The 25,471-nt window shown below is 70.1% G+C and carries 21 protein-coding genes, 2 tRNA genes and 2 pseudogenes; 10 read left to right on the forward strand and 15 right to left on the reverse strand.

Annotated elements, in window-relative coordinates:
* Window positions 1–3: 3 nt before the first annotated feature.
* A pseudogene (locus C6A87_RS17545) lies at window positions 4–2,480 on the reverse strand (SpoIIE family protein phosphatase).
* A 135-nt stretch (window positions 2,481–2,615) separates the two neighbouring features.
* On the reverse strand, window positions 2,616–3,158 hold the full coding sequence (locus C6A87_RS17550; protein WP_396836889.1) for a TetR/AcrR family transcriptional regulator: 543 nt from the start codon (window positions 3,156–3,158) through the stop codon (window positions 2,616–2,618).
* A 200-nt stretch (window positions 3,159–3,358) separates the two neighbouring features.
* Here C6A87_RS17550 and C6A87_RS17555 point away from each other — a divergent pair, with 200 nt between their 5' ends.
* The 5 genes from C6A87_RS17555 to C6A87_RS17575 all read left to right on the forward strand — a co-directional run bounded on the left by C6A87_RS17555 (window position 3,359) and on the right by C6A87_RS17575 (window position 6,819).
* Window positions 3,359–4,204 (forward strand): SDR family NAD(P)-dependent oxidoreductase, encoded by an 846-nt coding sequence (locus C6A87_RS17555; RefSeq protein WP_311113460.1) that lies wholly within the window; start codon window positions 3,359–3,361, stop codon window positions 4,202–4,204.
* Window positions 4,201–4,986, forward strand: a complete 786-nt coding sequence (locus C6A87_RS17560) for a maleylpyruvate isomerase N-terminal domain-containing protein (RefSeq protein ID WP_311113461.1) — start codon at window positions 4,201–4,203, stop codon at window positions 4,984–4,986. Before C6A87_RS17555 ends, C6A87_RS17560 begins: the two co-directional genes overlap by 4 nt.
* A complete protein-coding gene (locus tag C6A87_RS17565) occupies window positions 4,976–5,188 on the forward strand; it encodes a hypothetical protein (RefSeq protein ID WP_311117972.1) in 213 nt (70 codons plus the stop codon). The genes C6A87_RS17560 and C6A87_RS17565 overlap by 11 nt, the downstream gene beginning before the upstream one ends.
* A gap of 111 nt (window positions 5,189–5,299) precedes the next feature.
* Window positions 5,300–5,869, forward strand: a complete 570-nt coding sequence (locus C6A87_RS17570) for a DUF2231 domain-containing protein (protein ID WP_311113462.1) — start codon at window positions 5,300–5,302, stop codon at window positions 5,867–5,869.
* Window positions 5,870–6,165: 296 nt separating this feature from the next.
* Window positions 6,166–6,819 carry a type IV toxin-antitoxin system AbiEi family antitoxin gene (locus C6A87_RS17575; RefSeq protein ID WP_311113463.1) on the forward strand — a complete coding sequence of 218 codons (654 nt, stop codon included), beginning with the start codon at window positions 6,166–6,168 and terminating at the stop codon, window positions 6,817–6,819.
* A 134-nt stretch (window positions 6,820–6,953) separates the two neighbouring features.
* Here the strand turns inward: C6A87_RS17575 and C6A87_RS17580 are convergent.
* The 6 genes and pseudogenes from C6A87_RS17580 to C6A87_RS17605 form a co-directional block, all read right to left on the reverse strand.
* Window positions 6,954–7,027: transfer RNA gene (locus C6A87_RS17580), tRNA-Ile, on the reverse strand.
* A 40-nt stretch (window positions 7,028–7,067) separates the two neighbouring features.
* A complete protein-coding gene (locus tag C6A87_RS17585) occupies window positions 7,068–7,910 on the reverse strand; it encodes a carboxymuconolactone decarboxylase family protein (RefSeq protein WP_311113464.1) in 843 nt (280 codons plus the stop codon).
* Window positions 7,911–7,917: 7 nt separating this feature from the next.
* Complete coding sequence (locus tag C6A87_RS17590; protein WP_311113465.1) at window positions 7,918–9,291, reverse strand: metallopeptidase TldD-related protein; 1,374 nt, start codon at window positions 9,289–9,291, stop codon at window positions 7,918–7,920.
* 3 nt (window positions 9,292–9,294) lie between these two features.
* A pseudogene (locus tag C6A87_RS17595) lies at window positions 9,295–10,811 on the reverse strand (TldD/PmbA family protein).
* A gap of 20 nt (window positions 10,812–10,831) precedes the next feature.
* The gene (locus C6A87_RS17600) at window positions 10,832–11,677 is read right to left on the reverse strand and encodes an energy-coupling factor transporter transmembrane protein EcfT (RefSeq protein ID WP_311113466.1); all 846 of its coding nucleotides are present in this window, start codon (window positions 11,675–11,677) and stop codon (window positions 10,832–10,834) included.
* Complete coding sequence (locus tag C6A87_RS17605; protein WP_311113467.1) at window positions 11,674–13,719, reverse strand: DUF2232 domain-containing protein; 2,046 nt, start codon at window positions 13,717–13,719, stop codon at window positions 11,674–11,676. Before C6A87_RS17605 ends, C6A87_RS17600 begins: the two co-directional genes overlap by 4 nt.
* A 104-nt stretch (window positions 13,720–13,823) precedes the next feature.
* Here C6A87_RS17605 and C6A87_RS17610 point away from each other — a divergent pair, with 104 nt between their 5' ends.
* Window positions 13,824–14,264 (forward strand): MarR family transcriptional regulator, encoded by a 441-nt coding sequence (locus C6A87_RS17610; RefSeq protein WP_311113468.1) that lies wholly within the window; start codon window positions 13,824–13,826, stop codon window positions 14,262–14,264.
* Between the two features lie 55 nt (window positions 14,265–14,319).
* Window positions 14,320–15,534 carry an MFS transporter gene (locus C6A87_RS17615; protein ID WP_311113469.1) on the forward strand — a complete coding sequence of 405 codons (1,215 nt, stop codon included), beginning with the start codon at window positions 14,320–14,322 and terminating at the stop codon, window positions 15,532–15,534.
* Here the strand turns inward: C6A87_RS17615 and C6A87_RS17620 are convergent, their stop codons facing one another.
* Window positions 15,535–16,266, reverse strand: a complete 732-nt coding sequence (locus tag C6A87_RS17620) for a VIT1/CCC1 transporter family protein (RefSeq protein ID WP_311113470.1) — start codon at window positions 16,264–16,266, stop codon at window positions 15,535–15,537.
* A gap of 103 nt (window positions 16,267–16,369) precedes the next feature.
* Between C6A87_RS17620 and C6A87_RS17625 the strand changes: the two genes are divergently transcribed.
* The gene (locus tag C6A87_RS17625; protein ID WP_311113471.1) at window positions 16,370–18,331 is read left to right on the forward strand and encodes an acyl-CoA dehydrogenase; all 1,962 of its coding nucleotides are present in this window, start codon (window positions 16,370–16,372) and stop codon (window positions 18,329–18,331) included.
* A 10-nt stretch (window positions 18,332–18,341) separates the two neighbouring features.
* Here the strand turns inward: C6A87_RS17625 and C6A87_RS17630 are convergent, their stop codons facing one another.
* The 3 genes from C6A87_RS17630 to C6A87_RS17640 form a co-directional block, all read right to left on the reverse strand.
* Window positions 18,342–18,833, reverse strand: coding sequence for an LppP/LprE family lipoprotein (locus tag C6A87_RS17630; protein ID WP_311113472.1), 492 nt, complete (start codon window positions 18,831–18,833; stop codon window positions 18,342–18,344).
* A gap of 58 nt (window positions 18,834–18,891) precedes the next feature.
* Window positions 18,892–19,134, reverse strand: a complete 243-nt coding sequence (locus C6A87_RS17635) for a hypothetical protein (RefSeq protein WP_311113473.1) — start codon at window positions 19,132–19,134, stop codon at window positions 18,892–18,894.
* Window positions 19,135–19,311: 177 nt separating this feature from the next.
* Window positions 19,312–19,384 (reverse strand) — tRNA-Asn (locus tag C6A87_RS17640).
* A 156-nt stretch (window positions 19,385–19,540) separates the two neighbouring features.
* Here C6A87_RS17640 and C6A87_RS17645 point away from each other — a divergent pair.
* The gene (locus tag C6A87_RS17645) at window positions 19,541–19,792 is read left to right on the forward strand and encodes a hypothetical protein (protein ID WP_311117973.1); all 252 of its coding nucleotides are present in this window, start codon (window positions 19,541–19,543) and stop codon (window positions 19,790–19,792) included.
* Here C6A87_RS17645 and C6A87_RS17650 read toward each other — a convergent pair.
* Genes C6A87_RS17650 through C6A87_RS17660 form a run of 3 tightly spaced genes read right to left on the reverse strand, consistent with a single transcriptional unit; the run spans window position 19,789 to window position 23,455 of the window.
* Complete coding sequence (locus C6A87_RS17650; protein ID WP_311113474.1) at window positions 19,789–20,088, reverse strand: hypothetical protein; 300 nt, start codon at window positions 20,086–20,088, stop codon at window positions 19,789–19,791. The two genes, C6A87_RS17645 and C6A87_RS17650, sit on opposite strands and share 4 nt — an antisense overlap.
* Before the next feature lie 57 nt (window positions 20,089–20,145).
* Window positions 20,146–22,095 carry a DNA primase gene (gene dnaG, locus C6A87_RS17655; RefSeq protein WP_311113475.1) on the reverse strand — a complete coding sequence of 650 codons (1,950 nt, stop codon included), beginning with the start codon at window positions 22,093–22,095 and terminating at the stop codon, window positions 20,146–20,148.
* Window positions 22,096–22,099: 4 nt separating this feature from the next.
* The gene (locus tag C6A87_RS17660) at window positions 22,100–23,455 is read right to left on the reverse strand and encodes a deoxyguanosinetriphosphate triphosphohydrolase (protein ID WP_396836891.1); all 1,356 of its coding nucleotides are present in this window, start codon (window positions 23,453–23,455) and stop codon (window positions 22,100–22,102) included.
* Here C6A87_RS17660 and C6A87_RS17665 point away from each other — a divergent pair.
* Window positions 23,454–25,445 carry a TPM domain-containing protein gene (locus C6A87_RS17665; RefSeq protein WP_311113476.1) on the forward strand — a complete coding sequence of 664 codons (1,992 nt, stop codon included), beginning with the start codon at window positions 23,454–23,456 and terminating at the stop codon, window positions 25,443–25,445. The two genes, C6A87_RS17660 and C6A87_RS17665, sit on opposite strands and share 2 nt — an antisense overlap.
* Window positions 25,446–25,471 lie beyond the last annotated feature (26 nt).

Consider the following 25,471-nt stretch of genomic DNA (forward strand, 5'->3'; position numbering starts at 1 on the left):
CGATCAGATCCTGCTGTAGAGGCGAACGGTGGTTCCGGCACTGCCGTGGTCGATGGTGACATCCTGCATCAGGCCCCGCATCAACATCAGTCCCCGACCTCGATGCGCGTCCTTGGCGGGCTGGGGACGCTTCCACGATCCCGAATCGGCGATCGTCAGTTGCACCCGATCGACGAGCGCCGTGGCCTTCAGCTTGATCGTGCCCCCGGGGCTGTGCCGGTGGCCGTGCTCGATGGCGTTGGCGACCGCCTCCCCGGCGGCGACCAGCACGTCCATCACCTGACCGGGTTCCAGACGGGCACTGGTCAACCAGCTGCGCAGCGCCTTCCGGGTCGGGGCGAGATGGCTGACGTCGGCCGGGAAGTCCAGTTCCAGCGGAGCCGGGTGCCGGTACAGCAGCAGCGCGACGTCGTCCTGATAACCCGAACCCGGTGCCATCTGCGACATGATGTGGTCGGCCAGCTCCTCCAGCGGGGACGCACGCTGCTCCTCGAGCAGGGCTGCGGCGCGCGCGATCCCGTCTTCCAGGAGCACCCGGCGACGCTCCACCAAACCGTCGGTGTAGAGCAGCAGAGTCGACCCCGCAGGCATCGTGAGTCTGGCCTCGGGGCGGTGCCTGCCGACCCGAAGTCCCAGCGCGATGGTGTGCGCATCGGTGAGTTGCTCGACGGCGCCATCGGCGTGGACCAGGACCGGGGGCGGGTGCCCCGCACTGGAATACACCAGTTCGCCGGTGGCCGGATCGAGCACCACGCACACGGCGGTGGCGCACTGGGCGCCGGGAAGCCGCGCAGCAAAACGATCCATGCCCGCCAATGCGGCGGCGGGACTGGGGTTGTCGAAGAGCAGGGCACGGCACGCGCTGCGCACCTGACCCATCACCGTCGCGGCGGACAGCCCGTGACCGACACAGTCGCCGACGATCATCGCGATGCGTCCGTCGTCCAGGTCCACCACGTCGTACCAGTCGCCGCCGACCTGCAGCGGCAGGCTGGCCGCCTGGTAGCGCACCGCGAACCCGTGCGGAAGATCGGCCGGTCCGAGGATGGCGTGCTGCAGCGCCAACGCCGTCTCACGCTGCTGATCGACCCGGTGCACGCGTTGCAGCCCCTGGCTGAGCCGGCCCGCCAAGACCGTGAGCAGAGTCTGGTCCTCGAGCGTGAACACCCGCTGGTCGGTCAGGTCGATCCAGACCACCAGCACGCCCTCGGGGTGCTGGACCGCGATACCGGCCGTGCCGGCCTGTGACGTGTTGGGGGTCAACAGGTCTGCGTTGCGCAGCGCGTCGAGCGCCTGCCGGGTCTCCGGCGGCAGGTCGGCCCACCGCACATCCTCCCCCACCGACACGACCTTCGGTTCGGCGTCCGGCGCGACGGCGTCAGTGGCGAACGTGACGGCCAGCACGCGGCGCGCCCGCCAGAGCCTGCGCAACTCCTCGGTCGCCGCGATCAGCGCATCGTCCACCGAATCAGCCAGCGCGAGTTCCTGATTGAGTGCGTGTTCGCGACCCGCTGCCAGCGCCAGCGCAATTGCGGCGTGCCGGGCGAAATCGCTGACGAGCTCCAGATAGTCGTTGTCGAATGCCGCCTGACCGGGTCGACGGGCCACTGCGATCACCCCGAGGACCGCCTCGTCGGCGATCAACGGCATCACGATCGCCGAGCGGTCCCCCACATTGGTGAACCCCTCGATCGGATACTGGAAAGAATCGGTGATCAGCGGAAGTCCGCGCCGGGCCACGCCGCCGGTGGTGGAGCCGTCCATCGGGACCTGGCGGCCGATCACCTCGGAGGCGTACCGGCCTGCGGTGGCCGCCACCACGAGGGTGTCGACGTCGCCGGCAGGCACCTCGGGCTCCGCCGGACCAGCAGGATCGCCTGTTCGGCGTCGGCCAACTCCAGCGCCAGATTCACGATGAGCTGCAGCGGCCCGGTCTGCGGGTCGCCGGACAGCAGCGCGGTGGTGATCTCGCGGCTGGCCTTGGTCCACTTCGCCGACTCACGTTCGCGCTCGAAGAGACGGGCGTTGTCGATCGCCGCGGCCGCGGCCGTCGCCAGCGCGCGCACAGCGCCTTCCTGGGAGTCGGAGAACACCCGGCCGGGCCGGTCGTCGCCGAGGTAGAGGACGCCGAAGTCGTTCCCGCGGACGGTGATCGGGATACCGAGCGCGGCGCTCAGCGTGGGGTCCGAATCCGCCTCGATCTGTTCGCCGAGCCGGCGCGCGGAGGCGTCGTCCAATCCCTCGGACACGAAGCTGGCCAGGGAACCGTCAGCGGACCGGATCCCCAGCGCCGCGTACCGGGCGCCGCTCAACTCCATGGCGCCGTGCACGATCCGGTGCAGGGTCACGTCGAGATCCAGGTCGGAACCGATCGCGACGATGACCCGCACCAGACGTTCCATCTGATCCCGGGCGGCGACGACGTCGTCAAGATGTTCACCCACCGGGTTCACCGGCTCCCGCCGGACGACCACGGACATCTTGTTCGCTGCATGGACTAAACCTAGACCTAAACTCTCTTTCGCCGCTGAGACCACCGTCCGACGCGGTAACCAGGCGTCGGATGAAGGCGCCCAGTCGGCTCGTACCTTCGCTTTCTGGATCGCGCGAATCGTTTACCGCATGGGTTCACGCTCGGGCTGATCGGTGATCGGCTGGAGGACAAGCGCCGGGTCGGCCGCCAGCGCGGCGGCCGGGACCGCTGACGCCACGGCCGAGATCAAGCGGTGCAACGCCTGACGGCTCATGGACCGGTGATCCAACCAATCCAGCGTCGCACCCTCCATGAAACTCAAGAAGCCTTCGAACGCGACCCGCAGAGCCGGCGGCTCAGCCTGTCCGGGCATGACCATCTCCGTGAAAAGAGCCCGGTACTGGGCTCGCTGCTCGGCGACGAAGGCGCGGACCTCCGGATCTGCTCCCAGGCCGCCACTCATGATCAGGCGATAGGCCGGTTCCGCGGTCTCTGCGAAGTCCAGGTAGCGGTCGAGCAGATCGGCGATGAGTTCGTGGGCGGGCACGCCGTCACCCGCCCTCGCGTGCTCGAGCAGTTGCCGGTGGAAGTCGGCGATCACCGCCAGATAGCACTGCCGCTTGGAGCCGAAGTAATAGAAGAGCAGGCCTTTGGTGACCCCCGCCCGCGCAGCGATGTCGTCCATGGACACGTCCTCGAACCCGCGGGTCGCGAAACAGTCTGCCGCAGCGGCCAACAACGCGACCCGCCGTGCAGGATCACGATGACGGCGAGCACCGGTCTGCATCGGGACCTCCGGACCTTGACTTTCGGTCAGACTTGGCCCACGGTAGCAGCGGCGGTGAAGTTTGACTCTCGGTCAAACTTTGGAGAAGGGATCCCTGCATGCCCCACAACGATCTGGACGGCGCCGTCGTCGTCATCACCGGCGGAGCCCGCGGCATCGGCCGGGAAACCGCTCACGCGTTCGCCGACCGCGGTGCACGCGTCGTCATCGGCGACCTCGACGGGGCCGCGGCGCTCGCCAGCGCCGAGGCGATCGGGCGCGGCGCGCGGGGGCTGGACCTCGACGTGTCGTCCCAGACGTCCTACGAGCGGTTCCTCGGCACGGTCCGGGACGAGGTCGGCGCCGTCGACATCCTGGTCAACAACGCCGGGATCATGCCGGTGGGCGCGTTCACCCAGAACCAGCTGAAATCCCTTCGCGCCACCATCGACATCAACCTGTGGGGCGTCATCCTCGGCTGTCACCTCGTGCTGCCCGGCATGCTCGAGCACGGACGCGGCCAGGTCGTCAACGTCGCCTCGGTGCTGGGACGCGTCGCCGGTGGCGGTGTCGCGGCGTACAGCGCGAGCAAGTTCGGGGTCGTCGGGTTCACGCACGCGCTGCAGCAGGAGCTGCGCGGCACCGGCGTGACCGCCGCGGTGGTGCTGCCCGGCGTCGTGCGCACCGACCTGTCCAGCGGGGTTTCCGAACGCGGAGTGCCGGTTTCGGGACCAGCGGCGGTCGCCGCGGCGATCGTGAAGACCACCCTCGGCGCCACGCCGGACGCCACCGTCCCCCGCTGGTCGGGAGCGCTGATGCGCACGCTCGCCCTGCTGCCCCCGCGCATCCAGCAGCCGCTGCTGCGGGCCGTCGACTACGACCGGGCGATGCGCGACGTCGACACCGCCGCGCGCGCCGAGTATCGCGACCGGCTCGCCGGCACCGTCGAGGCCGTCGCCCAATGACCCTGGACCGCGTCGCGGCGTTCCGGCGCGAGCGCTGCGAGATGCTGGCCTGGTGTGGCGCGCTGTCCGAGACACAGTGGCGGGCCGACAGCGCGGCCCCGGGCTGGCGGGTTCAAGACGTCGTCGCCCACCTGGGTGCGAGCTGTCGCGCGCTGTTCACACCGGCCGCGCTCACCCTGCTCACCACACGAGACATCGAGCGCGCCAACGACGTACCGGTGGACGCCCGGCGCCACTGGCCGCCGCAGCGGGTACTCGCCGACTACGAACGGTGGAGCGGCCGGGCACTACGGGCCGCCTCGGTGGTCGCCGCCACGCCGGCGCGGTCGCTGCGCACGCGACTCGGCGAACTCGGCACCTTCCGGCTCGATGTCGTGCTGCCCGGCGCGCTGGTGTTCGACCACCACACCCACCTGCGCCACGACCTCGCCCCGGCCGTCGACCGGACCGCACCGGGCACCGACGCCGAGCGCATGGCCACGGTCGTCGAATGGATGACGGCCGTGCTGGCCAACCAGATGAAGGCAGCGCCGCCGGCGTGGCTGGACAGCCCGGTCACCCTCGAACTACACGGCGACGGCGGCGGCAGCTGGCGCATCTCCTCGGACGGCACGGTGGCCGCCGACACCGGCGCGCACCGTGCGGAACGCGTTATCCGCAGCGCGGTCACCACATTTCCGGCCTGGGCTACCAAACGGGTCGACTGGCGCGCCTCGGACGTGGAGATCTCGGGCGATCCCGGCCAGCTGACCACGCTCCTCGACACGATCAATATCGTGTGACCGGGCATCGGCGCAGGCGCCGTTGCAGCTGGGCTCCGACTGCGACCCCAACTACACCGGCGCCTGCGTTCCCATCGCCAGCGACGTGGACTGCGCCGGCGGTAGCGGCAACGGTCCGGCCTACGTATCGGGTCCGGTGACCGTCGTCGGACAGGACATTTACGGCCTGGATCGCGACGGCAACGGCACCGGCTGCGAGTAGGATCGCCAGTGTCGCTGAAAGTCGCTCAGCCGCAGTGTCATTGACTCCTCGGTGCACCACAGGCGGTTTGACGGCGCGCTGACGGGGTACCTGAGCCTGCGAGGAGGCCCCATGAACATCCACTCGTTACTGCGGTCCGCGGAATCGGTCAGTGCAGTCGATCAGCCGGCCGACCGTGCCGCCGACACGGTCGAGCGCATCATCGGCGGTCGTGCGGTCGGGTCGGCGTTGCGCGGATCGTGGCTCGGGCATCCGGTCCACCCGCTGCTCGTCACCCTTCCGCTGGGGTCGTGGATGACGGCCCTGTTGTTCGACGTCGTGTTGAAGGATCGCACCACAGCGCGCCGCTTGCTGGGCGTCGGCCTGCTGGCCACCCCGCCCACCGCGCTCGCAGGCTGGGCGGACTTCCCCCTGCTCAATCGGGAACAGCGGCGGGTCGGCCTGATCCACGCGGCGGTCAACATCGTCGGCGCCACGACGTTCGCGCTGGCCTACCGCGCGCACCGCAAGGAGCACCACCGCCGCGCGACCGTGCTGACGGTCGTCGGGCTGCTCGTCGTCAGTGTCGGTGGCGCCCTCGGCGGACACCTCTCCTACGCACAGGGCGCGGGTGTGCACCGGTGGCAGGCGCCGCATCACGGCGCAGATCTGGTCTCCTACGCGCGCGGCCGGGCGGCCTGATTTTTCGAGGTCTGTGGGGCGGGCGGGGCTCGAACCCGCGACCAGTGGATTCGTCTTTGATGGTTCTTCAGCTTGTCGCGCCGGTCTGGTTAGGCCTCAGTCCTGCACGCACTTTCGCGTTCACAGCATTCTCGGAGCAGTCGGTCGAATCCGACTGGATCTGTAGCGAGTAGCGGCTGCGCGCAAGTTAGCTCGCGACGGCACCCTTCGCAAGTAGCAGAGAAGTCGGACCTTTCGCTGTCGAGTATGCATTTCGTACCCTACAAAGGTACGTTTCACATACTCAAGGAGTGAATGTGGCACTGAAGCGCAGCACTCCGATCCCTGCCGCCCTGGCTCAGGCCCCGCTGAAGACGATCCGGCCGCGCGATGCAGCGACGGTGTACGCCCATCCCCGGTCCCAGCTGGTCCGGCTAGCCGAACAAGGGCTCCTTCACCGTCTCGCCGACGGGTATTACGCCGTTGTCCCGCAGGAGATGTGGGGTCGCAAATGGATACCGAACCTAGAGTCCGCCGCTGCGGGAATCGCGACAGCCATCTACGGCTTCGACAACGTTGCGATCATGGGCATCAGCGCCGCGCGTCTGCATGGCGTGATGCCGCGTGCGCTAGCAACAGCAATCGTGGCCGTGCCGCGCCAGCACCGCCCCATCGAGCTATCTGACCGAACCGCGATCGTGCGGTTCGTCCAGCGTGAGACCGGCAGCTTGGACGCCGAACGCATGGGCACGGAATTGGGGCCGGCGTTGGTGACCACGCCCGAACAGACAGTCCTCGACCTGGCCCACCGCCCAACCCTTGGCGACAACGAATCCGACGTTGCTGACGCGGTCGCCGCCCTTTACTCACGTAGCGACAAGAAACGCCTTCAGCGCCTCGCCGCCGAACAGCGCCGGCTGGCTTCCCTGCGCCGGGCAGAAGACTGGGCGGGGATCGGCCATGGATCCTGACGAATGCGACTCGGTCGCAACACAGCCACTCTCAGTCCCTCATTCAGGGAGTGTCAAGCATCAGCCGAAACACTGTCAAGCATCACCCGAAGTGGAAATGACCAGCATCAACCGACCCAATACAGCCTCTGAAGTGGGGCGGGCGGGGCTCGAACCCGCGACCAATGGATTATGAGTCCACGGCTCTAACCGACTGAGCTACCGCCCCCGGCGCGACGTGCGCGGCCACCATGGTCGCACACCACCGCTCAGGCGAAGATCGTCTGGCCCCGCTCGTCGACCTCGTAGCGTTCCGTGCCGTCGGCCACCCGCGGCGCATCGGCGGCCAGCGCTACCGCGATCTTGTTCGCCGCGTTGCGCATCACGTCCAGTGTCAGTTCGACCATCTGCTTGCCGGAGAAGTGTTTGCGCACGCCGGCGGCGACGTCGGGCTCGATCCGCGACGGCGCCCAGATGAGCGCGTCGACGTAGCGCAGCGCGGCCTTGTGCGCATCGGTCAGGCCGTCGGCGGCCTCGAACTCGGCGATCTGGCTGTACAACTCCTCCGAGCCGCCCGCATCGAGGGCGTGGCCTTCCCGCAGCGACTGACACAGCCGGCAGTGGTGCGCCTGCGCCCCGCGCAGACGCACCACCTCGGTGGTCAACGGGTCCAATTCGCGCAGCCGTGCCACCGCGGGCACGAACCCGCCGAGCAACGTCTCCACCGGATCGGCCGCCGCGTCGATCTCTACGTCCGGCATCCAGCCCGGCCTGCCCAGATCGAGCGCGTCACAACCGGCCCACACCCGGGGCAGGAAGTCGGCGATGAAGACCACGGTGACCACGCGGAAAGCATTGTCCCCGAACGTCTCCCCGAAGCGGTGGCGCAGATTGTCCCCGATGCCGGTGACGTCCACCGCGAACTGCTCGGCGAACGCCGCGAGCACGGCGTCGCGCTCGGTGTGTTCGTCGCGCACGTCGGCCGGGAACGGCAGCGGCGGCAGGGACAGCGTCCGCGCGCAGGTCAGCCGGATCAGGGTGTCGGCGTGCGCATCCCCGGAGGACAACGCGGCCAGGCCGGTCAGCTGCTCGGGCAGCCCACGCTCGGTCACCTCCGCATTATTGCGCCTGACTGACCGAGGACATGTGGAAGTCGGGAATCCGCAGCGACGGCATCTGGGCGCGGGTGGCCCAGTCGCCCCATTCGCGCGGAAGGGTGACCTCGCTGCGCCCGGCCTCGGCGGCCCGGCGCAGCAGATCCAGCGGGCTCTCGTTGAACCGGAAGTTGTTCACCGCAGCGGTGACCTGACCGTCCTCGACCAGATAGACCCCGTCCCGGGTCAGCCCCGTCAGCAGCAGCACCGACGGATCGACCTCACGGATGTACCACAGCGTGGTCAGCAGCAGCCCCCGCTCGGTGCCGGCGATCATCTCCTGCAGGCTCGCCGTCCCACCGGTCATCAGCAGGTTGTCCGCACCCACCGCCACCGGGGCGCCGAACTCCGCGGCGGCCGCTCGCGGATAGGCCAGCGCGTTGATGACGCCGTCGCGGATCCAGTCCACCCGGTCGATGGGCAGGCCGTTGTCGAACACCGACGACCGCTCCGACGAATTCGTCGCCGTGACGAACGGCGCGCACTCCAGCCCCGGCGCACCCGGGTCGGAGTACAGCGTCAGCGGCAGCGAGGTCAGCTTCTCCCCCACCCGGGTGCCGCCGCCGGGCGCAGCCAGCGCGGTCCGGCCTTCCTGGGCTCCGCGGCCACCCATCGTCCACGTCAGATAGATCATCATGTCGGCCACGGTGGACGGCGGCATCAGCGTCTCGTACCGGCCTGCGGGCAGTTCGACGGTGCGCTGCGCCCAAGACAGCCTGGTCGCGAGATCCTCCAGCATCGAATCCGTCGGGACGTCCACGAAATCCGGTGTGCTGACCCCGCTCCAGGCGCTGGCCCCGTCACGCTTGGCGTTGATCTCCACCGAACCGTTCGGCTGGGTGTAGCGCCTGCGCAGGCCGTTCGAGGTCGCGACGAACGTCGTCTCCAGCACGTGCCGTGCGTACCCGAACAGGGTGTCGCGGCCCCGGAAGCCCCGCGCCAAAGTCGTTGCCACGCTGCCGAACACCTGGACCCCGGTCCGCGGGACCTCGGCGTCCCAGTCGGCCGGCGCGTCCCCACCGGGCAGCGCGGGGGCGCTGTCGCGCGCCGGTGGCGCCGCGGCGGCCGCGTTCTGGGACGCGGCCACCAGATCGGTGATGACCGCCGGATCCACCGCGCTGGAGCGCACGGTTCCCACGTGCGCGTCCTCGCCGTTGCGCACCACCGAGATGACGGTGGTGGTGCGGCCGGTCGACTCGCCGTTGGTGGTCATCGTGTTGTTGGCCCACCGCAGCGACGCGTCCACCCGGTCGGTGACCAGCACGATCGTCTCGTCCGCCCGGCCCAGCCGCCGCGCCTCGTTCAGCGCGAGCTCGACCACCAGTTGTGCCCCGATCATCGTCTACCGCCCGCCCTCTTCGCGCGTGTTCAACACGTTGATTCCCCGAAACAGTGCCGACGGGCAGCCGTGACTCACCGCGGCGACCTGACCGGGCTGGGCCTTCCCGCAGTTGAACGCACCGCCGAGCCGCCAGGTGGACTGTCCGCCAACGGCTTCCAGCGCACCCCAGAAATCGGTGGTGGTCGCCTGGTAGGCGACGTCGCGTACCTGGCCGGCGAGCTCGCCGTTGCGGATGCGGAAGAAGCGCTGTCCGGTGAACTGGAAGTTGTACCGCTGCATGTCGATCGACCAGCTCTTGTCGCCGACGATGTAGAGCCCGTCGGACACCCCGGCGATCAGATCCGCGGTGCTGACGTCCTGCGCGGCCGGCTGCAGCGACACGTTGGCCATCCGCTGGATCGGCACGTGGTGGGCGGAGTCCGCGTACGAGCACCCGTTGGACCGTGCCACCCCGAGCCGGGGCGCGAACACACGGTCGAGCTGGTAGCCGACGAACACGCCGTCACGCACCAGGTCCCAGCTCTGCGCGCGCACCCCTTCGTCGTCGAAGCCCACCGTCGCGAGCCCGTGCCGGACCGTGCGATCGGCCGTGACGTTCATCACCGGCGAGCCGTAGCGCATGCGCCCGAGCTTGTCCGGAGTGGCGAACGACGTTCCGGCATAGGCAGCTTCGTAGCCGATCGCCCGGTCGTACTCGGTGGCGTGCCCGATCGACTCGTGGATGGTCAGCCACAGGTTGGTCGGATCGATCACCAGGTCGGTGGGCCCGGCGACCACACTGGGCGCCTTGACCTTCTCGGCCAGCAGCGACGGCATCTCCGCCAACTCGGCGGACCAGTCCCACACCTCGTCACCGGCCACGGCCTCCCAGCCCCTGCCCGTGGGCGGCGCCAGCGTGCTCATGGACTCGAACGACCCGGCCGCCGCGTCGACCGAGACCGCGTCCAGGGTGGGCAGCACCCGCACCCGCTGCTGGGTGATCGACGAGCCGAACGTGTCGGCGTAGAAGGTCTGTTCCTTGGCGGTGTTCAGCCACGCCGAGACGTGGTCGACGCCGTTCCCGGCGGCCAGCAGCCGGCCCGAATAGTCCTCCAGCACCGCGATCTTGTCCTGCGTGGACACGGCGAACGGGTCGATTCGGTAGTCCGACACCCAGGTGACGTCCCGGTAGATCGGCTCGGGGGCGAGCTCGACGCGCTCGGCGTTCAGCGGTGCCAGGGTGGTCGCCACCCGCACGGCGCGGCGGGCGGTGTCGGCGGCGGCCGCGGTGTCCAGCTGCGCGTGCGCGGCGAACCCCCAAGTGCCGTCGACGATGACCCGCACCGCGAGCCCGATCTCGTAGTCGGAGACCGCTGTTTCCAGCGCCCCGTCGCGCAGCTGCACGGATTCGGTGGTGCGGGCGTGGATTCGGAGGTCGGCATAGCTGGCGCGGCCTGGGCGGCCGCGGTCAGCGCCGCGTCAGCGAGGGCGTGGCGCGGCAGCGCAAGGAAGTCCGGATCGACGGTTCGGGCTGTCACGCCTTCACACCGTAGCGGGTTCAGCGTTGGATGCCGCTGGTGCCCAGGATGGTCAGCTCCAGTGCCAGCGCGATGCCGCACACCAGGATCACGACGGCGAACGCCACCCAGTCGCGGCGTTTGGGCCCCGACGGGACCGCCGAGATCTGCCCTGCCCCACCGCGGGCGGTGATCGCGTCGCCCATCTCGTCGGCCCGGCGCAGCGCGACGGTGACCGCGGCCGCGAGCATGTCGATCAGGCCGGACGCCCGTCGGCGCAGCCGCGAGCGCCGGTTACCGTCGACCTCGCGGGGCCGCAGCCGGCGCGCGGCGTAGAGCACACTGAATTCGTCGACCAGCATCGGGAATGCCCTCAGCGCCAACGCCAGCGTCACCGCCCAGTCGTCGACCGGGATGCGCAGCGCGCGCAGCGGACGGCCGAGTTTGGCCACCGCGGGCGCGACCTCGGCGACGTTGGTGGTCCACGACACCATGGCGCCCAGACCCAGCAGCACGATCGACAGCGCGGTGATGCGCAGGAAGTTCAGCAGCCCGCCCAGGCCGATCTCGGCCGACCCGATGCCGACCACCGGGCTGCCCCCGGCGAAGGTCGCGGTGAGCCCGCCCAGCAGCAGCAGGAACCACAGCCAGCCCGGGATCGAGGGCAGCACGCCGCGCGGGATGCGGGCCAGTACCGCGCCGACGACCACCAGCAGCGCCACCGCCCCGATCGGCACCCAGCCCGGGTAGAAGGTGAGCAGCACGCCGATACCGGCCACGATCAACAGCTTCGAGCCCGCCCACAGCCGGTGCATGACGGTGTCGCCGGGCACCGGGCGCAGCAGCACCACCTGCCTGCGCGGCTTGCGGGGCGCGGTGGCGGTCATGATCGACCTCCGGCCGTGGTCGGGGTGGGTGCGAGCCTGCCGTTCTCGAGATGCACCGTGCGCGGGCACAGCCCGTCGAGGCCGGCGAAGTCGTGGGAGATCACCACGACGGTCAACTTCTCGCGGCGGCGTAGGTCCTCCAGCAGCCGCAGCAGTCCCCGCGCGGATTCGGCGTCCAGCCCGGCCAGTGGTTCGTCGAGGATCAGCGCGCGCGGTGAGCGGGCCAGGAGGCCGGCCAGCACCACGCGTCTCATCTGCCCGCCGCTGAGCTGATCGATGCGCCGCGTCGCCAGGGCGGGGTCGAGGCCGACGGTGGCCAGCGCGGCGATCACGCGCTCCCTGTCGCGCACCGAGAACCCGGCCGCCGAGGCGATCTCGTGGGCGACGTGGCTGCGCATCAGCTGCAGCCGGGCGGCCTGGAACGAGATGGCCACCGCACCAACCTGTTCGGAGACGGGCTCCCCGTCGAGCAGACAGCTGCCGGTGGTCGGCACGGTCAGGCCCGCCATGATCCACGCCAGCGTGGACTTGCCGGAACCGTTGAGTCCGTGGATCAACACCCCGTCGCCTTCGTGCACGGTGAGGTCGATGCCGTCCAGCGCGGACTTGGCCCACGGGGTGCCGCTGCCGTACTGGTGGCCGACCCCGACGAGTTCGAGGACGGGCGCGCCGCGGGGCTCGTCGGCGGTCGGCGCAGGCATGGGTACGTCGGCCTGCTCCACCATCTCGGTGTTGTCGGACGCGCCGTTACCGGTGAGCATCACGGTCCGGTCGGCGGCCTCGGCCTCGTTGTTGTAGTGCGTGATGTGCACCAGCGCGGTGCGGTGACGCCTGGTCAGCCCCGACAGCACCGACATCAGCCCCTCGCGCCCGTCCTGGTCGACCATGCTGGTGACCTCGTCGGCGATCAGCAGCGACGGCTCGCGGGCCAGCGCGCCGGCCACGGCCAGGCGCTGCAGTTCGCCGCCGGACAGTCCGCCGGTGTCCCGTTCGGCCAGTCCGTCGAGCCCGACCTCGGCGAGCAGTTGGTCCACGTCGACGGCGGCCCCCGGCGGCAGGCCCCAGACCAGGTCGTCGGCGACCCGGGTGCCCAGGACCTGGCTCTCCGGATGCTGCATCACCACCGCGGTGCCGCCGATCTTGCCCAGGCCGACCGCCCCGGGCCGTTCCACGGTCCCGGACGTGGGTTCGCGGCCCGACAGCACCAGCATCAGCGTCGTCTTGCCCGAGCCGTTGGCTCCGGTGATCGCCAGATGCTCTCCGGGCCGAACGGTCAGCGACACCGGACCGAGCGCGTCGTGCGCGGCGCTCGGGTAGCGGAACCGGATGTCGTGCAGCTGCAACGGGACCGGCGCGATGGCGCCGACGTCGGCGGAGGCTTCCAGTTTGTGCACGTCGGGCACCTCGACCAGCCGGCCGAGCACCCGCGACAGCGCCCACCAGCCGACCAGGCTGACGAAGGTGATGCTGACCACGCCGGTGGCGAAGAAGAGCAACGGCCAGTAGTCCAGCGCGGTGCCGAAGTCGCGGGTGAGCCGTTCGGCGACCGGTTCCATGCCCGGCACGCGTTCGATGACCGCGGCGAGACCGGTGATGTTGGCGGTGACCGAGTCGAACATCAGGTTGCGCAGCCTGCTCAGCACGGCGAGCGCCGCCACGATCACGACCCCGAACAGCGCACCGGCGACCAGCGCGCAGCCGATGACGGTCGGCGTACCGCGGCCGCGCCGTTTGACGATGCCGGTCAGGCCCCCGATGTAGGCACAGTTCACGACGGTCATGAAGCCGCCCATGCCGGCGATGAGGAACGCGACCACGCCGCCGGCCACCGTCGCGGCCAGCAGCACTCGCAGCCGGTAGCGGTAGGCGAGCAGACCCATCGGCACGGTGCCCAGCAGCGACAGGCCCGCCGCGAACGGCACCACGACCGCGATGATCGCGATGGCCGCGCACAGCGCGCCCATCACCGCGGCCTGGGCGAGTTCGACCGGTTGCAGGGGCCCGGAACGTCGGGGGACGCGCTCCGGGCCGGCCGATGTCATCTCACGATTCTGCCAGTGTCCTGTCCGCCGACCGACGGCCCGGCTTGTGACCGACACCACGGCGCGCCTCGATCTGCCCGGTCGGGCTATGTGACCATGGGCGCATGTCGACCACGCTCGGTTCAGACCTGCTCTCGGTGGTGGCCCGCATCAACCGGCTCGCCAATCAGCGGGTCCGGATGCCGGTCCCGTTCGCCCAGGCCCGACTGCTGTCCACGATCGAGGACCGCGGCGAGGCGCGGATCTCGGATCTGGCTGCGCTCGACCACTGCTCGCAACCGACGATGACCATGCAGGTGCGCCGCCTGGAGGACGCCGGACTGGTCACCCGCGCGGCCGACCCGAACGACGCACGCGCGGTGCTGATCCGGATCACCCCGGACGGTGTCGCGGCGCTGCGCCAGGCCCGCGCGGACCGCGGGGCGGCCGTCGCGCCGTACCTGGAACGGCTGAGCGAGGCCGACCGCGCCTGCCTGGAGCAGGCGGTCGAGATCATGCGCAGGATCATCGAGGACGCCACCACCCCGAGTCCGACACCGCGCTGAGCCGGGCGCCTCGCAGGGGTTGAGGCAATGCATAGCTTCTCTATATAGTTCACCAATGCTTCGTTCCCAACCCAAGGCCGTCTGGGCGGTCGCCTTCGCCTCCGTCGTCGCGTTCATGGGCATCGGGCTGGTCGACCCGATCCTCAAACCCATCGCCGACAACCTGGACGCGACCCCGTCACAGGTGTCGCTGCTGTTCACCAGCTACATGGCCGTGATGGGCCTGGCCATGCTGGTCACCGGCGTGGTGTCCAGCCGGATCGGCCCGAAACGCACACTGCTGCTGGGGCTGGCCATCATCATCGCGGGCGCCGGACTGGCCGGCATGAGTGACAGCGTGATGGGCATCGTGGGCTGGCGCGCGCTGTGGGGCCTGGGCAACGCCCTGTTCATCGCGACCGCGCTGGCCACCATCGTCAAGTCCGCCCGCGGCTCGGTGGCGCAGGCGATCATCCTCTACGAAGCCGCGCTCGGCCTCGGGATCGCCGTCGGCCCACTGGTCGGCGGTCTGCTCGGGTCGATCTCGTGGCGTGGCCCGTTCTTCGGCGTCTCCGCGCTGATGGCGCTGGCGCTGGTGGTCACCACCTTCCTGCTGCCCGCCACGCCGCGCGCCGAACGCGCCACCACGCTGGCCGACCCGTTCCGCGCCCTGCGGCACCGCGGGCTGTTCGGCGTCGGGGTCACCGCGCTGCTGTACAACTTCGGGTTCTTCACACTGCTGGCCTTCACGCCGTTCCCGCTGGACATGAACGCCCACGAGATCGGCCTGATCTTCTTCGGATGGGGTGTGGCCCTCGCGTTCACCTCGGTGGTCGTCGCGCCCCGGCTGCAACGCCGGTTCGGCACCGTGCCGGCGCTGCTGGTGAACCTGCTCGCGATGACCGCGACGCTGGCCGTGATGGCGATCGCCACCGACCACAAGGCCGTGCTGGCCGGCGGTGTGGTGGTGGCCGGACTGTGGATCGGCATCAACAACACGCTGATCACCGAGACCGTGATGAAGGCGGCGCCAATCGAGCGCGGAGTCGCGTCGGCGGCCTACAGCTTCATGCGGTTCGGCGGGGCCGCGGTGGCGCCGTGGCTGGCCGGGGTGCTCGGGGAGCGGGTCAGCGTGCACCTGCCGTTCTGGGTGGGTGCCGCCGCGGTCCTACTGGCCGCCGTCGCGCTCGCCGCCACGCGCGGACACCTGACCCACATCGACGACGAGGAAACCGAACTCGACGCACTGACCGATCAGGCCGGCGCAGTCACCGTGGGCAGCGACAGCTGATCAGGTGACCGCGGCCCCGACCAGGTAGCCGACGAAGTAGGTCACCGCGATCGCGGCGCCGCCGAGCAGCAGCTGGCGAATCGCGGCCCACGCCACCGCCTTGCGGGTGAACCGCGCCGCGACACCGCCGACCAGCAGCAGTCCGACGCCGCCGCACGCCAGCCCGGCCCACAGCGAGGCGTATCCGAGCAGGTACGGGATCAGCGGGATCACCGCGCCGATGGCGAACAGGAAGAACGACGAGAACGCCGCCACCCACGGCGACGGCTTCTCCCGCGGGTCCACCCCCAGCTCCTGGACGAGATGGAAGTTCATCGCCTTGCTCTCGTCACGGTGGATCTCCTCGGAGGCCTTGGTCGCCGTATCCGGCGACATCCCCATGTCGGTGAGCATCGCCACCAGTTCCGCTCGCTCGTCGTCGGGATGGCTGCGGAAGGACCGGCGTTCCACCCGCACCTCCGATTCGATCTGCTCGTTGGCCGTCGTCACCGACGTGTACTCCCCCAGCGCCATCGAGAACGCACCGGCCAGCAAGCCGGCAACCCCGCTGATCACCACGGTGTGCGCGTCCGCACTCGCGGCCACGCCCGCGATCAGCGCGGTGTTGCTCACCAGACCGTCCATCGCGCCGAACGTGGCCGCCCGCAGCCAGCCCCCGGTCACGTCGGCGTGACGGTGATACGGCACGTGCGGCATGCCCGTCGGTGACAACGGCTCCCCGGATGGCTGCATGGGCTCGAGTGAACACCCGCCGCCGGTGGAAACACAGGTCAGGTTCCCCTTCGGTTTGCGACATCACAGTTTGCGTGCAGTCTCTGCGGGCTACCGTCGAGGCATGACCACCACTGCCGAGCACTTGCGCAACTCGCTGGACGGTCGCTTCCGGGACGTGAAGAACCGGGTGCGCCACGAGCTGAGCAACGAGATCTTCCGGCCGCACTACACGCCCAACACCGTCATCGCCCGCACCAAAGTGGCCGAGCAGATGAGGATCATGGCCGCCCGGGGCGCGGCCGAGGACGGCTTCAAGAAGGAGCACGGCGGCAACGGCGACGTCGGCGCCGCGGTCACCCAGATCGAGATGCTCGCGATGAGCGACCTGTCGTTGATGGTCAAGGCCGGCGTGCAGTGGGGCCTGTTCGGCGGCGCCATCGAGAATCTCGGCACCGAGCGCCACCACCAGGCCTACGTCAAAAAGCTGATCAACCTCGAGGTGCTCGGCTGTTTCGCGATGACCGAGACCGGTCACGGCAGCGACGTGCAGTCCCTGGAGACCACAGCCACCTACGATCCGGCCACCCAGGAGTTCGTCATCGACTCCCCCACACCGTCGGCCCGCAAGGACTACATCGGCGGTGCGGCCGAAACCGCGCGGGTGGCAGCTGTTTTCGCGCAGCTGATCACCCCGGACGGCGTGACCCACGGCGTGCACTGCTTCGTGGTGCCGATCCGTGACGAGGACGGCAACGACCTGCCCGGCGTGACCACCTCGGACTGCCACTACAAAGGCGGACTGCCCGGGGTCGACAACGGCCGCATCCAGTTCGACAACGTGCGGGTGCCCCGCGAGAACCTGCTCAACAAGTACGCCGACGTCGCACCCGACGGGACGTACAGCTCCCCGATCGAGAACCCCAGCCGCCGGTTCTTCACGATGCTCGGCACTCTGATCCGCGGCCGGGTCACCGTCGGGGGCAGCGCCGGCGCCGCGGCACGCGTCGCACTCGACATCGCGACCCGGTATGCGTTGCAGCGCAGGCAGTTCTCCGACCCCGACGGAGGCGAGGTGCTGCTGATGGACTATCTGGTGCACCAGCGCCGGCTGTTCCCGCTGATCGCCCGGTCGTATGCGCTGCAGTTCGCCCAGAACGAGCTGGTCGCCAAATGCCATGAGCTGCAGACTTCCGACGACCCCGACCCGGAAGAGCAGCGCGAGCTCGAGTCGCGCGCCGCGGGGCTGAAGGCCGCCAACACCTGGCACGCCACCCGGGCCATCCAGGAGGCGCGTGAAGCCTGCGGCGGCGCAGGCTATCTCGCCGAGAACCGGCTGATCGCGCTCAAGGCCGACACCGACGTCTTCACCACCTTCGAGGGCGACAACCATGTGCTGTTCCAGCTCGTGGCCAAGGAACTGCTCACCGCCTACGCCGACGACATCAAAGGCATGAGCCCCGTGGAGTGGGTGCGCTTCGCCGCCAGTTTCGCCGGCGAACGGGTACTCAAACGCACTGCCGCGCAGACGATCATGCAGACCATCCTCGACACCCGCCAGGACAACGAGGAAGAGGGCAGCCTCTTCAACCGCGGCACCCAGGTGCAGATGTTCGAGGACCGCGAGGAGTACATGGTGGCCTCGGTGGCGCGGCGGCTACAGGGCAAGTCCAAGGAGATGAGCGCATTCGAGGCGTTCAACTCGGTGCAGGACCACGTGCTGCACGTGGCCCATGCCCACATCGACCGCATCGTGCTCGAAGCCTTCGTCGCGGGCATCGACTCCTGTGAAGACCGGCAAGCCCGCGAGGTCCTCGGCCTGGTGTGCGACCTGTATGCGCTGTCGGTGATCGAGGAGGACAAGGCCTGGTTCGTCGAGCACCGGTTCCTGTCCACCGAACGCGCCAAGGCCGTCACCCGCGCCATCAACGACCGTTGCCGGCGACTGCGCCCGTACGCCGAGTTGCTCGTCGACGGGTTCGGCATCCCCGAACAGCTGCGCTACGCCGAGATGCTGCATCCCGAGCACATCCCCGACGCCGACGAGCACACCCCTCAAAACGCGACCAGCGCCGGGACCATCTAGCTCCGGACGGTCACTGGTTCGGTATCGGGTCCAGAACCGTGAGCCTGCCCTCTTCGAGCGTGACCCGCGCCGTGCCGACACCGGTGGGGCAGCACGGCTCATCCTGGCCCTGACGCCACTGGTACTGCACGACGGCGTCGTGCTCGCCCTGCGGGGTCACGGTGATATACGGCTTCGGGTCCATCGTCGGCGGGCCGACGGGCTCCGCGTCGTCGAAGAAGAACACCTGCTGCGGGCTGTCGTCCGCGTCGCCGGAGGACACCACGACCCAATGCAGCCGGCAGTCGGCGGCGCTGCCCCGATCGGTCTCGCGCCAGGCGCCCGCAGGCAGCAGTGACAGCTCGGACTCGACAGCCTGCTCCGTCGGGCCCGGGCCGCAGTCGGCGGCCGCACTGGTCGGCGGCGGTGACGGTGGGCTCCAGCCGCATCCGGCGGCGACCGTGGCCGCGGCGGCCAGGACGGCCAGCGTCAGGTGTCTGCCCCGCGGGGGCGCAACTCGCATGCGCCCCAGAATAGGCGGATGCGTCGACGCGGCGTCAAAGCGCTTCCCAGCGTTCGGCTTAACCGCAGCCGCCGCCCCACGGGGTGGCGCCGCACGGCGTCTCAGCGTGGATCTGCGGGCTGAACGACGCGGTCTCCATCGTCGTGGGGTCGGGGGCCGGCTCGACGGTCGCGCCTTCGCCTCCGTCGTGATACGTGCCGGCCTTGGGATAGGTGCCGGCCTGCGCGACGTCGACACCGACGGCGCCCACCAGGGCGGCCGCTCCGACCGCCGCGGCGGTGACCCGGAAAGTGATCGACATGGCGTTCCCCCTCTGCTCGGAAGGACGCGAAACCCGTTGAGCGCCATTGCCTGCAGATCTTGCGTTGGTGGGGAAAGCGTATCCACGCCGGAGCGGCGCCCGCGAGGTGTGCCAGTGGTCTCCCACCAACCCCACAGCAGGCTGGCTGTCCCGCCCGCAATGGGCGGGAACTTCCTGCTCCCCCGGCTGGACTCGAACCAGCAACCCTTCGGTTAACAGCCGAATGCTCTGCCAATTGAGCTACAGGGGATTGCCCTCCCGCGGTCTGCGCCGCGGGCCAGAGAGCACTCTAGCCTACGTCTGCGCGAAGGTGCCAATGTGTTCCCGGCACGGCGCGCGGGGCCCCCGGTGAGGCAGGATGGACACCGACACGTCACCTCACTTCAAGACCTCCGGGAGGAGCCCTGTGATCGGGTATGTCGCAGCTGCGGCCGTCGGCTACGTGATGGGAACCAAGGCCGGTAGGCAGCGTTTCGAGCAGATCTCCGGCACGTACCGCGCGCTCACGGGCAGCCCGGCGGCCAAGGCCGTCATCGATGCCGGACGACGCAAGATCGCCGAGCGGGTGTCCCCCGACCCGGCGCTGGTGAAGTTGACGCGCATCGACTCCGGCACCGAGGTTTTGGAGCCGGAGCAGATGGTGCGGAGAAACCCCTAGCTTCCGCCGATGCCCTGGCTGATCGTGGTGCCGGGCAGCAGCGGTCCGGTGTAGAAGCCGAAGCCGTTCTCACCGAAGCCGAACTGCGGGGTGCCGATCGTGGCGCCGGTGCCGTTGGAGTAGGACAGGCAGTTGCCGTCTTCCTTGTTGCCGAACCAGGCGAGGCAGGCCGGGCCTGCCGTGGCCTGCGGGGCCTCCGCGGCGGCCAGCGACGCGTACATCGGAACGGCGACCGCGGCGGCGGCGATGGCCCCTGCGACCAACCGCATCTTGTTGCTCTGGATCTTGCCCACCATCACAGCTCGCCTTCTCCCCGACGTTCGATAATGCCCACCCTAACCCCCCTATCGGCTTCACGCAGTGAGGTCGTTACCGCTGGCCTGTTCCAACAGACTGCGGCGATACGCCTCCATCGCGACCAGGTCGCCGAACAGGGCGTGGTATTCGTCACTGTGCTCCACCGGTGACATCCGCTGCAGCTTGGATTTGACCTCGGCGATCTGCCTGCCGATCCAGACCTCCTGCAGCCGGGCCAGCACGCCACCGATGTAGCGCGGCAACCGCTCGTCGTCGGCGTTGATCGCCTCCACACCCAGCTCGTTGACCAGATTCGCGGCCTCCGGGGCGGCCAGCTGGTCGCGGACCATCTCGATCCACTGCGCTCCCGTGGCACCCGAGGCGGTGCCGCCTGCGGCTTCGATGGCCGCGCGCACCGCGACATAGCCGGGGTGGGTGAAACTCTCGGCGGCCAGGGAGTCGAACACCGGCCCGGCCAGCGCCGGATACTGCAGCGCGGATTTGAGGGCCTCTCGTTGCGGCCACAACGTCGGATCGGCGGGGTCGGGGCGCAGCATCCGGGGCTCGCCGGAACCGCTCGCCGCGGGCGCCGGCGTCTGCTCCCGGGCGGCGGCGCGCCTGCGGGAGCGCTCGGGCATTCCCCGCCGGGCCGCCTCCTCGCGCACCCGGTTCAGCACCTGGCCCTCGTCCCGCCAGCCCGTCCAGCCGGCCAACCTGCGCGCGTATTCGTCGCGCAGCGCGTAATCGCGGATCCTGGCCACCAGCGGCACGCACTGCCGCAGCGCGTCGACCTGGGCCTGCGGATCGTTGTCCAGGACGTCCCCGCTGGGGATCAGGCTGCGGACCGCGAACTCGAACATCGGGATGCGGCGCGCGACGAGATCGCGCAGCGCACCGTCGCCGGACTTCAGCCGCAGGTCACACGGGTCCATCCCGTCGGCGGCCACCGCGACGAACGACTTGCCCGCCACCTGCTGGTCTCCGTCGAACGCCTTCAGCGCGGCGGCCTGCCCGGCGGCGTCGCCGTCGAACACGAAGATCAGCTCGCCGCGGTACCAGTTGTCGTCCATCATCAGCCGGCGCAGCAGCGCCAGGTGGCTGTCGCCGAACGCGGTGCCGCACGACGCCACGGCCGTGGTCTCGCCGGCCAGGTGCATGGCCATCACGTCGGTGTAGCCCTCGACCACGACGGCGCGGTGCGCCTTGGCGATGTCCCGCCTGGCCAGGTCGAGGCCGAACAGCACCGAGGACTTCTTGTAGAGCACGGTCTCGGGGGTGTTGACGTACTTGGCTTCCATCTGGTCGTCGTCGAAGATCCGGCGCGCCCCGAACCCGATGACCTCGCCGCCGCTGGCCCGGATCGGCCACAGCAACCGGCGGTGGAAGCGGTCCATCGGGCCGCGCCGGCCTTCCCGCGACAGGCCCGCGGCCTCCAGCTCCTTGAACTCGAAGCCCTTGCGCAGCAGATGTTTGGTCAGGGTCTCCCAGCCGGACGGGGCGAACCCGCAGCCGAACCGGGCGGCCGCGGCGGCATCGAAGTTGCGTTCGAGCAGGTACTGACGCGCCGGTGCGGCCTCGTCGCTCTGCAGCTGTTCGGCGTAGAACTCCTGCGCGGCGGCGTTGGCGGCCAGCAGCCTGCTGCGACTGCCGCGGTCGCGCTGGACGTTGGTGGTGGACCCGCCGGTGTAGGTGACGGTGTAGCCGACGCGGTCGGCGAGCAGCTCGACGGCCTCGACGAAGCTGACGTGCTCGATCTTCTGCAGGAACGCGTAGACGTCGCCGCCCTCACCGCAACCGAAGCAGTGGAAGTGGCCGTGGTTGGGCCGCACGTGGAACGACGGGGACTTCTCGTCGTGGAACGGGCACAGCCCCTTCATGGAATCCGCGCCCGCGCGCCGCAGCTGCACGTAGTCGCCGACGACGTCCTCGATGTTGACGCGTTCGCGGATGGCGGCGATGTCCCGATCGGGGATCCTGCCCCGCCCTCGAGTCGCTTCAGCCGCCACGCGGTCAGTCTAGAGGCCGGGGCGACCGCGCCTCGTGCACTCGTTCCAAGCGGCCCTCGGTGTAGGAGGCGATCTGGTCGACGACCACCCGCAGACGCGCGCCGTCGTCGGGGGCGGCGGCGAAATCCGCCGCGAACTGCGGGTCCAGGCTGCCGGGCGCCTGCCCCCACAGGGCCAGCGCGACCTCCTGGACGCGGTTGCGCTGGTCGGCCTGGATCTGCAGGTGCCGGTGATCGGACATGATGAACTGCAGCGCGAGGGTCTTGAGCAGCGCCACCTCGGAGCGCACCAGGCTGGGCACCGCCAGTTCGGCGTCGAAACGGCACAACGGCCCGGGCCCGGCGACGTCCCGGGTCGCGGAGACCGCGGCGTTGGCGAACCTGCCGACCAGCTCGCTGGTCAGCGCCTTGAGAGCCACCGACGCCGCCAGGGTGCCGTCGAACTTGCCCACCGCCGCCACCACCGGCACCTGAGAGAGCCGCTCGGCAGCCGCCAGCAGATCGTCGGGCGTCAGCGACGGGAACGACTTCGCGCCCACGTGGGCCAGCGACGCGGCGGCGTCGGCGTCGGCCAGCACCCGCAGGTCGATGCGGCCGGAGATGACGCCATCCTCGACGTCGTGCACCGAATACGCGACGTCGTCGGCCCAGTCCATCACCTGCGCCTCCAGGCAGGGCCGCTCGGCGGGCGCGCCGTCGCGCACCCACTGCGCCGCGGCCATGTCGTCGCCGTAGAACCCGAACTTGCGCCGGCCCTCCTGCCGCGGCCACGGATACTTCTGGACCGCGTCCAGCGACGCCCTGGTCAGGTTCAGCCCGGCGCTGCGCCCCTGCGCGTCAAGCACTTTGGGTTCGAGGCGGGTCAGGATACGGAAGTTCTGCGCGTTGCCCTCGAACCCGCCGAACGGCTTGACGATCTCGTCGAGCGCGCGTTCCCCGTTGTGCCCGTAGGGCGGGTGGCCGATGTCGTGGGCCAGGCCTGCGAGGTCGACCAGGTCGGGGTCGCAGCCGAGGCTGACCGCCATCCCGCGGCCGATCTGGGCCACCTCCAGCGAATGCGTCAGCCTGGTGCGCGGCGTCTCGCCGTCCCGGGGGCCGACGACCTGGGTCTTGTCGGCCAGCCGTCGCAGCGCCGCGCAGTGCAGCACGCGGGCGCGGTCCCGGGCGAAGTCGGTGCGGGTCTCGTTGCCCGTGCCCGGCAACGCGGCACCCTTGGGCGGTTCGACCACCAGGCGCTGACGGTCGAACTCGCTGTAGGGATCACGCGACGTGAGATCAATGGACACCGACGCACAGTCTGCCAGGGGTGATCGCCCTGTCAGCACAGCCGTGCGGGCGTGCCGCACTACATTGGCGGACATGCGTGTCGCCCGCCTGCTCTCCATGTTGCTCGCCGCCCTGACCGTCGGACTCCTGTGCGCTCCGGGCGCGGCCGCCGAGCCGCCGCTTCGGCTGCCCACCTACATCACCGACAACGCCGGTGCCCTCGACGCGTCCGGCAAGGCCGAGGTGCAGGGCGCGGTCGACCGGCTGTACAACGAGCGGCGGCTGCGGCTGTGGGTGGTGTTCGTCGAGAGCTTCGACGGCCAGAACGCGCAGACGTGGGCGCAATCCACCTACCGGATCAGCGATCTGGGCAGCCAGGACGCGATCCTGGCGGTGGCCACCGTCGACCGCGCCTACGCGCTGCTCGCGCCCACCGAGTCGGTGCGCGGCGTCGACGTCGACAAGGTCCGGCGCGACGACGTCGAACCGCTGCTGCGCACCGGCGACTGGGCCGGTGCGGCGGTCGCGGCGGCCGAGGGACTGGCCGGCGGCAGCAGTGGCGGTGCGGGTTCGGTCAGCTGGGTCGGCATGCTCGTGCTGCTCGGCGTGATCGGGCTGATCCTGGCGGCGCTGGTGGTGTGGCAGCGTCGCCGCAGGCGCAAGCGCCGCGAGGCCGAGTTCGCCGCGGCCCAGCGGCTGGACCCGTCGGACCCGAACGCGCTGGCGTCGGTGTCGCTGGACGCGCTCGACGACCTGTCCCGCAAGATCGTCGTCGACGTCGACAACGAGGTGCGCACCAGCGAGAGTGAATTGGCGCTGGCGGTCGAGGAATTCGGCGAGCAGGACACCGCCGCGTTCACCCGGGCCGTGGCCAACGCCAAAGCCACGCTGGCGCAGGCGCTCAACGTCCGGCACATCCTCGACGACGCGGTGCCCGAGACCCCGCGGCAGCGCCGCGATCTGCTCACCCGCGTGATCGTGTCCGCCGCGAAGGCCGATGAGGAACTCGAAGCGCAGCGGGAGGCGTTCGCCGCACTGCGCGACCTGGTGATCAACGCGCCCAGCCGGCTGGACACGCTGACCCAGAAGATGATCGACCTGACTGCCCGGCTCGTCCCCGCCGAGCAGACGCTGGCGCAGTTGAAGTCCCAGTTCGCCGAGACCGCACTGGTTTCGGTGGCCGACAATGTCGACGAGGCCCGGCAGCGGCTGGCGTTCGCCGACGAGAGCATCGGCACGGCCCGCAGCCTGGTGTCGCGGCCGGCCGACAGCCAGGCCGGACTGGTCGACGCCATCCACGGCGCCGAGGCCGCGCTCGGCCAGGCCCGCACCCTGCTCGACGCGGTGGACAGCGCGTCCACCGACATCAAACGCGCGGTGGCCGGTCTGCCCGCCGTCATCGCCGACATCCAGAACGGCATCAACCAGGCAGGTGCGCAGCTGGCGCAGGGTTCGGTCGCGGTGGCCACCGAGCTCAGCACCGCCAGAGACGCCGCGGTGCAGGCGGTTTCGCTGGCCCAGAGCGAGGGCGGCGCCGACCCGCTGGGCGCCTTCACCCGCCTGACCCAGGCCGACGCGGAGCTGGACCGGCTGCTCGCCGAGGTCGCGCAGGAGCGGGAGACCATGGAACGGCTCAGCCGCACCTACGACCAGGCGCTGTTCAACGCGCAGTCGCGGGTGCGGGCGGTGTCGGACTACATCGACACCCGGCGCGGCGCCGTCGGCCCGGAGGCGCGGACCCGGCTCGCCGAGGCGGTCCGGCAGTTGCAAGCCGCCCGCGACAAGCGCGAGACGAACCTGAACGAGGCCATCGCGCACGCCAACGGCGCCGCGATGCTCGCCACCCAGGCCCAATCCCTGGCCAACGCGGACGTCGCGGCCGCGCAGCGACACTTCAACGGGCCGCGCGGCGGCGGAGGCGGACAGATGGGCGCCATGGTCGGCGGCATCCTGATCGGCAACCTGCTCTCGGGCGCGCTGCGCGGCGGCTTCGGCGGAGGCGGCTTCGGCGGCGGGTTCAGCGGCGGCGGCGGTGGGTTCGGCGGCGGCGGTGGCGGCTTCAGCGGCGGCGGCGGCCGCTTCTAGCCCTCCCCCTTTTCCGCGAGCGTGCG

Source organism: Mycobacterium sp. ITM-2016-00317 (assembly GCF_002968295.1).
In the GTDB taxonomy this organism is placed as follows: Bacteria; Actinomycetota; Actinomycetes; order Mycobacteriales; family Mycobacteriaceae; genus Mycobacterium.

Coding starts and splice junctions, on each gene's coding strand:
- C6A87_RS17635 (WP_311113473.1), bottom strand. CDS start 19,134: ATGTCGATCACTTTCCGGGTCACCGCCGCGGCGGTCGGAGCGGCCGCC.
- C6A87_RS17560 (WP_311113461.1), top strand. CDS start 4,201: ATGACCCTGGACCGCGTCGCGGCGTTCCGGCGCGAGCGCTGCGAGATG.
- C6A87_RS17630 (WP_311113472.1), bottom strand. CDS start 18,833: ATGCGAGTTGCGCCCCCGCGGGGCAGACACCTGACGCTGGCCGTCCTG.
- C6A87_RS17590 (WP_311113465.1), bottom strand. CDS start 9,291: ATGATCGGGGCACAACTGGTGGTCGAGCTCGCGCTGAACGAGGCGCGG.
- C6A87_RS17605 (WP_311113467.1), bottom strand. CDS start 13,719: ATGACATCGGCCGGCCCGGAGCGCGTCCCCCGACGTTCCGGGCCCCTG.
- C6A87_RS17625 (WP_311113471.1), top strand. CDS start 16,370: ATGACCACCACTGCCGAGCACTTGCGCAACTCGCTGGACGGTCGCTTC.
- C6A87_RS17570 (WP_311113462.1), top strand. CDS start 5,300: ATGAACATCCACTCGTTACTGCGGTCCGCGGAATCGGTCAGTGCAGTC.
- C6A87_RS17610 (WP_311113468.1), top strand. CDS start 13,824: ATGTCGACCACGCTCGGTTCAGACCTGCTCTCGGTGGTGGCCCGCATC.
- C6A87_RS17555 (WP_311113460.1), top strand. CDS start 3,359: ATGCCCCACAACGATCTGGACGGCGCCGTCGTCGTCATCACCGGCGGA.
- C6A87_RS17620 (WP_311113470.1), bottom strand. CDS start 16,266: ATGCAGCCATCCGGGGAGCCGTTGTCACCGACGGGCATGCCGCACGTG.
- C6A87_RS17660 (WP_396836891.1), bottom strand. CDS start 23,455: ATGTCCGCCAATGTAGTGCGGCACGCCCGCACGGCTGTGCTGACAGGG.
- C6A87_RS17650 (WP_311113474.1), bottom strand. CDS start 20,088: ATGGTGGGCAAGATCCAGAGCAACAAGATGCGGTTGGTCGCAGGGGCC.
- C6A87_RS17615 (WP_311113469.1), top strand. CDS start 14,320: ATGCTTCGTTCCCAACCCAAGGCCGTCTGGGCGGTCGCCTTCGCCTCC.
- C6A87_RS17665 (WP_311113476.1), top strand. CDS start 23,454: ATGCGTGTCGCCCGCCTGCTCTCCATGTTGCTCGCCGCCCTGACCGTC.
- C6A87_RS17600 (WP_311113466.1), bottom strand. CDS start 11,677: ATGACCGCCACCGCGCCCCGCAAGCCGCGCAGGCAGGTGGTGCTGCTG.
- C6A87_RS17550 (WP_396836889.1), bottom strand. CDS start 3,158: ATGGACGACATCGCTGCGCGGGCGGGGGTCACCAAAGGCCTGCTCTTC.